The 12,586-nt window shown below is 51.0% G+C and carries 6 protein-coding genes; all 6 read right to left on the bottom strand.

Going from position 1 to position 12,586, the window contains the following annotated elements:
• Positions 1 to 107: 107 nt before the first annotated feature.
• Entirely contained in the window at positions 108 to 1,217 is a 1,110-nt protein-coding gene (locus tag AC0YNX_RS17960; RefSeq protein WP_475817076.1) for a sugar ABC transporter substrate-binding protein, read from the bottom strand.
• Between the two features lie 276 nt (positions 1,218 to 1,493).
• Positions 1,494 to 6,761: an S-layer homology domain-containing protein gene (locus AC0YNX_RS17955; protein ID WP_475817075.1), complete on the bottom strand. Its 5,268-nt coding sequence runs from the start codon at positions 6,759 to 6,761 to the stop codon at positions 1,494 to 1,496.
• Between the two features lie 520 nt (positions 6,762 to 7,281).
• Positions 7,282 to 8,904, bottom strand: coding sequence for a glycoside hydrolase family 140 protein (locus AC0YNX_RS17950; RefSeq protein WP_475817074.1), 1,623 nt, complete (start codon positions 8,902 to 8,904; stop codon positions 7,282 to 7,284).
• 42 nt (positions 8,905 to 8,946) lie between these two features.
• The gene (locus AC0YNX_RS17945; RefSeq protein ID WP_475817073.1) at positions 8,947 to 9,837 is read right to left on the bottom strand and encodes a carbohydrate ABC transporter permease; all 891 of its coding nucleotides are present in this window, start codon (positions 9,835 to 9,837) and stop codon (positions 8,947 to 8,949) included.
• A gap of 34 nt (positions 9,838 to 9,871) precedes the next feature.
• Positions 9,872 to 10,771 (bottom strand): ABC transporter permease, encoded by a 900-nt coding sequence (locus AC0YNX_RS17940; protein WP_475817072.1) that lies wholly within the window; start codon positions 10,769 to 10,771, stop codon positions 9,872 to 9,874.
• A 100-nt stretch (positions 10,772 to 10,871) separates the two neighbouring features.
• Entirely contained in the window at positions 10,872 to 12,572 is a 1,701-nt protein-coding gene (locus AC0YNX_RS17935; RefSeq protein ID WP_475817071.1) for an extracellular solute-binding protein, read from the bottom strand.
• Positions 12,573 to 12,586 lie beyond the last annotated feature (14 nt).

Genomic DNA, 12,586 nt, shown 5'->3' with positions numbered 1-12,586 from the left:
CCCCTCAGAAGCTCTTTGCGGATCGCAAGAAAACGGCGCGGAAGCTCCGCGCCGTTTCCTGCTGATCCTTCGTAGCTGCGTATCGCTATGTCGCTATTCGAAGGCGCTTATTTTGCGCCAACTGTTTGCTCCAGTTCTTTCAAATAATCCGTGTTCCCTTGCTCGCTCTTGCCCCAGCCTTCAACGTATTCGCCGAGATCGGCTGTCGTTACTTTCTTGTCCGTTGGAAGCGCATCGCGGCTGACGAATACCGGTTCGATCTGTACCGTCGCGTCCGTCTTGTCCCCGTGCAGCTTCTGGTACAGATAGCGTACTTGCACTTGGCCGATCGAGGACGGATCAGCGCCCGCCGATGCAACCCAAGGGCTAGTCGGATCTTGAATAAGCGCGAGATCCTCGTCGCTAAGATCGATGCCGTAAACTTTAATCTCTGTACGTCCGGCTTGCTTGATCGCGTTCGTTACGCCCTTCGCGAATTCATCCCACGAAGCCCAAACCGCCGTGATGCTGCCCTTCTCCGGGTATTTCTTCAGAATCGCTTCCATGCGCGTTTGCGCATCCAGCTGCGCTTTGCTTGCATCGCCGAATTGCGCGATTTCCTTGATATCCGGGTTCGCCTTCATGAATTCAGCGTACTTGATTTGACGCGATTCCATCGGCGGGAAGCCAGCTACCCATACTTTGACGATGTTGCCTTTGCCGCCGGAGTCTTTAGCCAGCGCCGCAAGCGACTTGTCTGCGAGCAGCTGATCGTTCTGAGCCAGGCTCGTTACGCCGTCCACGCTCAGTCCGGAGTCGAAGGCAACGACAGGGATGCCGGCTGCGACCGCTTTGTTCACGCCGTTCGTCAGCGCATCGGCATTGCCGTGATCGAGCAGAATGCCGTCGTATTTCTGGTTGATCGCCGTATCTAGATTGGAGACCATTTTATTCAAATCGTTATCGGACGCCATTACGGTTACTTTGCCGCCGAATTTCTCGACTTGCTTCGTTACGCCGTCGACATATTGTGCCGAGAACGTGCCTTGGTTGAATTGCATGACGAGTGCGATCTTCTTGCCAACAAGCGAATTCTCCGCCGTGTTGCCGGAGGTTGCAGAATTCCCAGCATTGGCGCCTTTATTGTCATTGCTCTCTTTGCTGCCGCAAGCGGACAGCACGAGCGTCAATGCGAGGATGAGTGCGAGCGTGAGGCCCGCGTGTTTCCGGATGTTCATGATTGTGTTGCCTCCCTATATCTAGTTATCTTAAATTTGAATGATTTTACTATAAAAGCAAATCCCGAGTATGTCAATCGGAAAAATAAAAAATTAACATATCTAGCTTTTCTCGCACAAAAAAAACGACGCTATGCGCGACGTTTTTTTTGTGCGTTTGTTGCGTCTACGGACGCCTATCGTTCATGGTCTATTTGCAAGAGGCTGCCGACACTCGGCAGCCTCCTTTGCGTTGAACTATCGTACCGTTCTATCAGAAAAATTGTCTCGCCTTACTTATCCCTGATAGAGGTTATACAAGAACACGGCTGCTTCCGCACGGCTTGCCACTTGCTGCGGATTCAGCTTTCCTGCCGAGCCGTGAATCAAGCCTGCCTCGACCAACGAAGCCAAGTTCTGCAGGGCATAGCCGGACACTTTCGCTTTATCTTTGAACGCATCCAATGCCGCCGCGGATCGTGGTGCTTCCAGCTTGCCGAGCTTATCTAGCGCCCTTGCAGCCATGACCATCATATCTTGCCTTGTAATCGGAGCGTCCGGATTGAACCGGTTATCGCTGCCGCCCTTGATGATGCCCAGCGCTTTGGCTGCGTTCAGCAGCTCATAGCGGGAATCAGCGGATGCGACATCTTCGAAGGCTCCCTTCGATTGCGCCGACAATCCTAACGCTTTCATCAAGGACACTGCGAAGTCTCCTCTTGTCATCGGAGTGCCCGGCGAGAACTTCGATTGCGATACGCCGTCGATGACTCCCTTGGAGGCGAGCATCTCCGCTTGTTTTCTCGCCCACTCGTAGCCCGCGAGATCCGCGAAGCTCTTCTGGACGAATACGACGGCATACTCGCTAAAGTGAGTCGTCGTAAAGTTTACGCTGCCAGTTGCCGAATCGTACTTCGCGTTCGGAATGGCAACGGCGTTGCCTTGACCGTCGATGTACCAGATCGTGATGTGATCCGGATCAGCCAATTCGGTCGCGGAAGGTTGATAGGGAACGGATACGGATACCGGATGGTCCGGATCATTCCATGCCACGGCTTTGCCGTCAAGCTTCAACGACAAGTCAACGACTGGCCGATCTCCGATCGACGCCTTCAAGCTGTCGCTCAGGCCGTCTTTCGCCACGGTCTTAATAGTCAGCGCAGCGGTTGTCGCGTTCGCAGTGTCTATTCCGTTCAGCATGCCGGTCGGAACGGTGATTGATCCGGCAGCGGTTTGAATGACGATTGCATTGCCTGTTGCCGCATCCGAATGCAAAAACGATGCAGGAAGGCTGATGCTATAACTCTGTGCCCCGGTTACGGCCGGAACGACGATCGTCGCTTGGTTCGTGCCCGAGAGCAAGGAGCTCAAGGTAGACGATTGAATCGTCACGGAAGCTTCACCCGTAGCAGGGTCGAGAATCGGCGTCACGTTGCTATTGCCGTTTCCATTGTTGCTGTCACTAGTTCCGCCGTTGCCACTACTATTTCCGTTACTGTTGCCATTTGCTTTGGTCGTCTTGGCTGTAGTTGTTGCAGGCTCGGAATGAGTGCCAGCCGCGTCTACAGCAATGACCGTAAATGTGTAGGATGTATTATTCGCCAAGCCCGTTACATTCAACTGCGTTCCCGTCACGTGATCGTTAAGGATCGCATCTCCTTGCTTGACGATATAACTGACCACATGGTCTGACTCCGATGCGGCATTCCAAGACAATTTCAGTGACGTGGATGCGATGTTGGACGCGGTCAGACCCGTCGGCGTTGTCGGCTTATCGGTCGTACCTCCGTCATCCTTCTGCGAAGCAAATTGAAGCATACCCCAAGGATTGCGGTTCTTCGAGTCGGAGTCGTTACCATTCCACGCATATTGCGAGTAGCGAGTGCCGCCTGCGCCAGATAGATCAAAGCCCATATCATAGCGAATTTTAGTGCCAAGGGCAACACTTCCGTCCGTGCCGAAGGCTTCTGCAGGCAAGCCGATTGCGGAAAGCGGAATCGCCGCTTCCAGAATCCAGCCCGAACCGTCAGGCGCTAATTCCGCCTTCACATTCACAGGTGTCTGCGCAGCGAAGCTCGGGCCATTGACCCAATAAGCGGCTGCCGAAACGCTGTTGTCCGTGTTCTTATTCACGCCAAGGAGCAACTGCGAGTCAGTACCCAACATGCTGCCAGGAGTCGCCTCAACATCCTGTGGACCGAAGTATAGCTCAACGCCGTCGCCGTTCCACATATCCGCGCCATTGCCCGCTACGCCTCCATTCGCGACCCTGTTGTTTCCGGACGTTACGTGAGCTTGAAGATAGAAATTATCGTTGTCCCAGGTCACAGACATATTAGCCGAAACGTTCGGATCCGGAATTGCCGGTCCTGCTACTTGATCGATAGCTGTTAGAGCCGCCTTTTTCGAGAAATCACTCCAATCTGTGAAATCACCGATAACAGGCGCTGCCCCAGCTTGCGGCACTGCCAGAAGTTTGTGGGTGTCACGGTCGGTTGCCGCACTTCTGTTGGGAGCCGCATAAGGTTTAATGCTTCCATCGAGCAGTTTGTATACGTTGTAATGGGTTTGCTTCGCATACTCATCGAACGCTTTAACTGGCCTGTTAGTCACATCGACAAAACCGTACGCTCCGGACTCGCCGTTGTTAGGTCCGTTGAAGTAACGTCCTGTAGGCGCCTGATCGAGCCAAGTGAACCAGTCGCTGCCTACCACGACGCCAGTTGCGATCGCATTTTCTAAATAATCGCTATACATCTGGCCCTTCGCTGTTGGGCTAGACACCGGTTGGCTGCCGTTTGGCAACACGCTGGTGTCGGAGTAGTGCCACTCAGAGAGGATGATCGGCGTGTTGCCCGACCAGTCATAGATCTGCTTAAGCCAAGCTGTGTCTAGCGAGTTGGTGTAGTAGTTGTACGTTATGGCATCCACGTTGCCCGCAGTCGCTTCTGCCAAGTCCTGTGCGAGAGCAGTGTTCCGCAGAGATCCTGCAAACCAGCGGTCACCAAGCTGCATATGATCCGGGTCATATTTCTTGCCCGTTTTATAGATCGTGCTATATTCGGTTTTGAGATAGTACTTGGTAAAGTTGTTGATATCGTTCGAAGCGGCCGAAGTGTTCATTTTCAAGGTTCCGCTCGCGAGATCATTGAAGCTTGTGAAGCTCGTCTTCCACGCGGCGTTGAATGCGCTGATATCACTGCCATACTGCTCGCTCATCCACGTTGCCAGCTCATTGCGAGTGCCGCTGCCAACAGAGGACGAACTGAGAATGGTGCTGTTAAACGAATCATAAGGGAGCTCGTTCTCAAACATGTAGCCGATCAGCATCTTATCATTCTCATGGCCGGCTATAGCCCCGCCGTAAGACGCGTCCAAGCTGCTCTCCCAATCGGGACTGAATACATCGAACAGTCTGGAGCCTCCGATGTGCGGAGTTTGCGCCATGGCAGAATCAAGCACCTCGAAATATGGCGTCGTTGTGCTCGCACCGCCGGACCACATGCCTAGGGAGTTGATGCCGAGCTGCTTCTCGTTATAGATCTGATCCTCTCGCCAAGCGTTGATGTCGAAAGGTTTACCTGTTTGCTGCTCGATGTTATACACATAAGGAGAAAACGTATTCTCTCCCCTCCATGCAATGCTGTTCGGATCGTAGGCAGGAAGCTGGTCATACTCCCACTTGATGCCTGTGAGGTCGGCATACGTTTCGTTCGGGTCGGTCACTGTCGCTCCCAGCTGGAAGTACAGGTTACCTAGCGGATCGACCATAGCCGCCTCAAGGGTTCCGTCATTGTCGACATCCGCGTGGCTCGTGTAGAAGTAGCCAGTCGCCGCGAAGCCGTATTGATCTTTGCTACCGACCAATCCGCCATAACTATCTCGGTCAGTCGGAGGCGTTAGTGAACTGAAGTACGCCTCATTCTGCGCTGGAACCGCCGCAAGCTCGGCATCGCTGGTAATCTTCGCGTGCGGAGAATTGTCGTTCGGCGTATAAGGGGAATCAATGATCTGTCCGTATTTGTCCACGAGCGGGGTAGCGTTAGGATCGCTGCCGCTCGCTCCGATCCTTGGAACGATGGTGAATATGGAACCGTCAGTAGTGGTATACCATACACCGTCGCCTGTTCCAATAGCGGGAGCATCGATCACATTTTCAAAATCTTCCTGGAATAGTACCGTATCGGCGGTGGTGTCCGTGATGACAATGTTGTCCAAGTACACATCGCCGCCTGATGCTGAGTTGACGACAAGGGTGTAATCGTTCTGATCGTCATTCGGAGCAACGAAGGTCGTTGATGCATTCTGCCATGTGTTGCTCGCTTCCACCTCTATCTGCGAAACCGTCAGCCACGACTTATTCTCGATGTTGAGGTCAGCTGAGCTATGGCCGATCCCCTCGAGGTTAAACGTGTACGTATCGCCTGGAACCAGCTCGCCCAAGTGCGCCGTCACATTGCCATTGCCTGAAGTGAGTTTCAACACTTTGCTGGATGTACCGGCAGCCTCGCTAATAGGAACCACAGAGAAGATTCCGTTCGTACCGGTGTACCAGTTATCATTGCCTTTGCCAATAATCGGCTTATCAGGCACATTCTCAAAACCGTCCGCGAATACAGTGCCCTCATTGTCGGTAACGGTCATGTTGTTGATATAAACTTCGCCGGCCGATGCGGCATCAATAAACATATAGTATCCTGCGCCATCCGCCTGGCTCGCCGGCGTGGTGAAAGTCGCCGTGTACGTGGTCCAAGTCGTAGATGGTCCAATAGTGATTGCCGATCCGGTAAGAGTGGACCAAGGCGTATCGGACTTCTCATCGGTCTGGAAGTTGATGTTCGTCGTTCCGGAGCCCATTGCCTGGAAGGAGTACGTGTATGTGCTCCCCGCAGCAAATGCTTGCGTACCCCAGCTCATTTTCCCGCCGCCTTGAGCGACTTTGAGAGCATAGTCATCTTGGACAGCCGGAGGCGTGCCAACGGCATCGCTACTAGGGACGACCGAGAATATACCCGAGGTTCCTGTATACCAGCTATCGTTTCCTTTGCCGATTACCGGCGCGTCCGCTATGTTGTTGAAGTCATCCGAGAAATACGGATCACTCGCGGTGGTGTCCGTGGTGTCTGTGATTACCACGTTATCCACATAAACGTTACCACCCGCCGCAGCGCCGAAGTAGAAGTCCTCACCGCCCTCTTGGTTATCGGGCACGGTAAATGCTCCACTGTAGGTGGTCCATGAGGAGGAAGGTTCTATCGTGATCCGCGAATCAGCTAAATCTGTATACGGCTTTGAATCGCTCCACTCCCAGTTATACTGGACGTAGGCGTCAGCCGTCCCTGTACCCTTAGCTTCGAAGGTATAGGCATACGTATGGCCTGCAACGACGTTGCCCGCATCCCAGCCGTGGCTGATGACACCGGATCCCACGCCGAGTTTCAATACGTTGCCGGTGGAGTCTGCATATGCCGACCTGAGCCCGCCTGACACCATCGACAACAACATGGTCGCAACCACCAAGGTGGCGGTCAGTTTATTTGTCCTAGAATTGAATATCCGAATCATTCGTCAATCCTCCAACCCAATTATTAGTATAAAGCGCTTACAATTGCACTAATGAGCGACATTAACTTTCAGGGAACCGTTCTATCGTTCTATCGGTCATCGACTTCCCCCTTTTTTTGGGATGGTATGACTTTTATCATTTTCATTTTAGAACGATGTAAGCACTTTCAATAGGTTACGGTTTTATGATTTGGTGCACTAATCGATACAATTCAAAAGGAGCGGTTGCGATCGCTGATGAAGGGTGCTAGGTACCCCTCTTGAGCGATAATCGAGCTGATTTCGTCAAAGAGGAGTACTGGGTACCTCTCTTAAGCGATAATCGAGCCGATTTGGCTAAAGAGGAGTACTGGGTACCCTACTTGTAAAGTGACGCTGCGAGACACGCTTAGGTTGATTGGTTAGTTTTTGGAAGGGGTCCAGCTGACCAGCTACATCGGCGAGTAGAGAAGCCGATGTAGCTGGTCTGAACAAAGAAAAAGCCACATGGAGTTGTTACACTCCCATGTGGCAAACCCTTCTAGCGTATGCGGTGCAGAACCAGCACCCAATCGCTGTCCTCCAGCTTATCCATGGTCCCCGGTGATGTGAATGTTAACGACTCGCACGTCGCTTGCTCCGTTGACTTTCCGATTCGCGGATTATACCAGTAATGAACATAGCTATCCGCAGAGGCTAGCTTCATCGTGCAAGAGCCTCTAACAGACATGTAGACAGCAATATTGTCTAGACTCTCGTCGGCCAGACACAAAGCCGGGCTTTCAAGCTCCAGCATCCCAGCATCCGATTGAATCAATTCCTCCTGCGGAACTTTGTCAACGAATGGGAAAAGCTCCGTCATAAACCGGTTGTAAGGCAGCAAATACTTGGTGCCATCAGAATCGCTCTCCAGCGTCAAGTTCGGTCCCCACGTATTGTTAAAGCCATGGACAACAGCGAATCCGACAAAGCCGGATTTCCACATGCCGCGTCTTGTATGGTGCTCGTCATAGCGCTCGTGGGCATCCACTGTAAACTGACCGCCTGCGCGTTCGTAGCCGAATTCACTGCACATGACCGCCTTTTCCCGATTCGGAGCATGGTAACGAAGCTGGTCTTCGATCCACAGGCAGAGTGAAGGATCGCGGTCGTACTTCGACAATTCTTTGAACCAGTCGGATTGAACCAAATAGATATCAATCGCTTCGCAATCCCCAAGCCGTTCATGCAAGGAGATATCCTGCACCCATTGATGCGCGCCGATCGGATGGCGGTAAGGGTCCAGCTCCCTAACTAAACGTGCGAGACGCTTGAACCACCTGTCTGCCTCGCGGACATACGCCCGATCCGTTCTGCCTGGATATAAGTCATACTCGTTGACTGGGCACCAGACATATAAGTTCGGATAAGCTGCATACCTGGACACGATATACTGAATCCAGTGGTCTTCATGCTCTGTTAAGAACCGACTCCTGTCATTAAACGGAAACTCAAGCATCCACGCTTCCAGGATAAGCTCAAGTCCAAAACCCAATTTGCCTGCCAGCGCAACCGTCTCATCGACAGAGCGGAAATAATCGAGATTAAAGCCGAGAAAGTCCGGCCACTGCGCGCTGCCTTGCCAAGGCCAGCAATCTTTATTCTGCCAGTTGTTCCGCTTCGGTACATGGAAGGGGCTTACTTGCATGCGTGCCCGGATATAGTTGACGCCTTGCGTGCGACGGTGCTTCAGTATTCTCTCAACGTCTATACCGCAATAAGCGCCGCCGAACAAATTGTAAATGGTATCCCCAAGCGGAAAGAATGGCTCACCGTTGTCAAATTCAAAGCCCCATGTCTTACCCCCATGCGCCCTCATGAATCCATGAGCACCTGGTTCTTCCTCTAGTACGGTAACAGTCATTTCGCGCTTGAAGCCTTCCAATTGGGGGCGACTTTCAATTCGGCACTGCCACTGCCCAGTCTGGGATGGCGTCCAGCGGAACTTCCATTCATTTTCTCCGCTATCATTGGTACCATCGTAAAATCCTCTTACCAGCATTTTGGCGCCGCTCTCCGCATGCACGAATTCGGCAGTCGCCGTCACATCCCAGAAAGGGAGTTTGACATTCTCCGAGGTGGTTGCCGAAATCTCCAGCATCGTCCATTTACGTATGTTTAGCATTCTGTTAGCTCCCTTGTCGCTTGAGTCTCTCTTCCTCATCTCTTAACCTTTTACGCTTCCAAGCACGATCCCCGACATAAAATACTTCTGCAAGAAAGGATAGACGCTCAGAATAGGCAAAGCCGCCAGGAAAATTTGGGCAGACTTGGTCGTCCGATCGTTGATTTCCTGCAAAATGCCAATGTCGCCAGCGGTCATGTTCGTCAATCGTTGCTCAATTGTCGTGACGATCGTCTGCAGATAACTTTGAAGCGGATAGTGGCTCGGATGATTCATGAGAAGTAGGCCGTCGAACCATGAGTTCCAATGATCGACAGTCGTAAACAAGATAATCGTGGCAATCGCGGGCATGGACAGCGGAACCTGAATTCGCCAAAGATTGATCCAGTGGCCTCCTCCATCGAGGAAGACAGACTCCTCAATCTCTTTGGGCAGCTGACGAAAGAAATTCATAAGCAGCAGTACGTTGAATACCGGAACGGCGCCGGGCAGCACAAGCGCCCAGATCGAATCAATCAACCCTAGCGATCGTACCGTCATATAGAAAGGAATGAGTCCGCCTCCGAATAGGATGGTGATGATGAAATACCAAGCGTACGCCGTCCTAATCCGAAGATCTTTCTTCTCCTTAGATAGCACATACGCGGAAAGAATGATCAGAGCCATGTTAATCGAGACGCCCAGCACGACCCTCTTGAGGGATACGACCAGTGACGTGAGAAACTCAGGCTTGTTTAAGACATATTCATAAGAGCTCGTCGTAAAGGCAACTGGCCATAATTTTACATCCCCGCTCGCCGCTGCCCAGCTGCTGCTGAAAGATATGGCTAGCACGTGAACCAGCGGAAACAAGCATAGAAACGACGTCAATGCTAAAAAGGCGTAGTTGGCAGCAACAAACAATTTTCTTCCCATCGTGTCCCTTATAACCATATTACAGTCCCCTCTTGCTTTCCGTATCATGTTCTTAGAAAACTCTGTAGCCGGCGAAACGATCCGCAATCTTGTAAGAGGCGAGGACGAAGACAAACGAAACGATAGATTTGAATAATCCCGCAGCGGACGCTACGCCGAATTGAGCTTCTTTCATTCCGATTCTGTAAATCATCGTATCTACAATATCACCTGTCGAATAAACGGCAGGTCCATACAAATTGAATATCTGGTCAAAACCCGCATTCAGTACGTTACCCAAACTGAGGATGGTCATTAGCACAACGATAGGCAGCACCCCAGGAATGGTCACATACCAGGTTTGTTTCCATCTTCCTGCGCCATCGATCACCGCGGCTTCGTAATATGTCGGGTCTATTGATGTCAACGCTGCCAAGTACACAATCGTGGAGAAGCCGAAGCCTTTCCATACATCCGTGATGACCATGATGTAAGGGAACCAATGTTCATTCCCTAGAAAAAAAATCGGTTTGATTCCGATTGCGGAAAGCACCATGTTCACAATCCCTGATGACGGCGACAGAAGGTCGATGATAATGCCGGACAGGATGACCCATGATAGGAAGAAGGGCAAATAGACAACAGTCTGTACCGTCCGTTTGAAAGCCTTGATTCTCACTTCATTAAGCAGCAAGGCGAACACAATCGGCACGACAAGACCAGCAACGATCTTCATGAACGCGATATAGACCGTGTTGAACAGGACACTCATCGTATCTGGCAGCTCGAGCAAATATCTGAAGTTATCTAGCCCGACCCATTTCGAACCCAGGATTCCTTTCGTTGGAACGTATTTCTCGAATCCGATTACGATCCCAAACATTGGAATGTAGACGAATATGAAAAGCAATACTAGAGCCGGCAGTATCATCAGATGCAGAGGCATCTCTCGTTTCAATTTCACATTGCGCATCCACGTTCCCCCTCCATCCGCTTCTATCTCTTGATACAGAAGAAGTGAGACCTCCTCGCATGATCTCACTTCATCTGCTCTTGATCCTGTAGCGAACTACTTACTTGTTAGCTTGGTACCATTCATTAACTTCCTTGGTCACTGCGTCGCCGCCGATTTTCTTCCATTGCTCGACGAATTTATCGAATTCGTCAATCGGAGCAGCGTTCATGATGATCTTCGTGAACACCTCGTTCTCGAGCTTCATCATTGTCGCCGATTTCTCGACGTTCACCGGTCCAGGAATGCCGTAGAATTCGTCATAAATCACATTGCCGCTGTCCAGCTGATCTTTGGTCACCTGCATGCCGCCGTTCTCTTCATACCGGATTTTGAAAGCTGGCCAGCCGTTTACATCGCCCTTAAGGAAGTTATTCGCTTCCTTATACTCTTGTTTGGAACCCGAGAGCTTCAGCTTGCTCTCGTCATTGCCCGCCTTGGCATCTTGGACTTCTTGAAGCATCATGCGGTTCAAATCTGGTGGCTCCATGCCAATGACTGGGTATTTAAACGTTTGAAGATCCTTGTACTTGTCGCTGAACGCAATCTTGCCCCATTCGTCCATCTTGCTGCCGTAGAGATTCTCGAATTGCAGATTCAGCATTTTGACGACCGCTTCTGGATTTTTGCATTCTTTGCTAATGACAAAGAATTGATCCACTTTAGCGTTCGCTTGTGTCAACGCTGGATTGTTGTCAGCGGACATGATCGGATACGCTTTCCAGTCGGAATTCGGATTCTTCTTCTTCAGGTCAATAAACGGCCATGCCGGGTTCCAGAATGCGCCAACGACCATGCCGACTTTCTCTGATCCGACGTCTTGCGCGATTTTACCGCCATCTTTGACCGAGAATTCTTGGTCGATAACGCCCTTCTTGTACTGTTCAGCAAGCTTCTGCAGCGCTGTTTTCATCTCCGGTTGAATGCTGCTATATACGAGATTGCCGGAAGCGTCCTTCTGCCAAATATCTTTATAAGCATGGAACATGTTGAGCCAAGAGTTGAATACACCGAGATTCGTACCGACCAAGCCCTTGTCGAAACCGAAGCCGTATGTATCCGGTTTGCCATTGCCGTCCGGATCTTTCGTCGTGAACGCATCTGCGATATTCAGTAGATCGTCAGCCGTCTTTGGCTCGGGAAGGTTCAGCTTCTTCATCCAGTCAGACCGAATCCAGACGTCGTTCATTTGGAAATCCATTGCATAAACACTAGGGATTCCGTACATTTTGCCGTCCAGCAAGGAAGCTTTATACACCCTATCGTTGGACTCGATGGCATTCTTCGACATTTCGGAAGCGTATTCATTAAAAATGTCAGTCATATCGTAGATCAAATCAGCTTCCTGGAGCATCTTCATTTGTTTGGTTGTGACCAACATCAAATCCGGTATTTCGCCCGATGCGATAACGACGTTGACTTTGGCATCGTATTGCGTTTCGTCTACAAGGAACTCATTCTTGATGTCGATGCCTAATTTGTCCTTGTACTCGCTAGTCCAGATGTTGTTGTCGAACGATTCTCCGTCTACGAACTTGTAAGAACTGTTCGTTGAACGCCCAACGCTGATCGAGATTGGCGAATCATACTTGCCGAATGGATCAGCAACCGCTGCCGCCTTACCGTTAGCATCCGAGGAAGCCGAAGAATTAGATTCACTTGCTCCATTATTGTTGCTATTGTTGCTTGAGCAAGCTGATACGGCAATCATCGAAGCGAGTAGTGTACCAAGTAAGACTTTTCTGCTCTTGACCCCAGTCATTGAATTACCCCCAT

Source organism: Paenibacillus sp. J31R98, assembly GCF_056269245.1.
The sequence above is the reverse complement of the archived record's forward strand: the minus strand, read 5'-3'. Positions and strand labels throughout refer to the sequence as shown.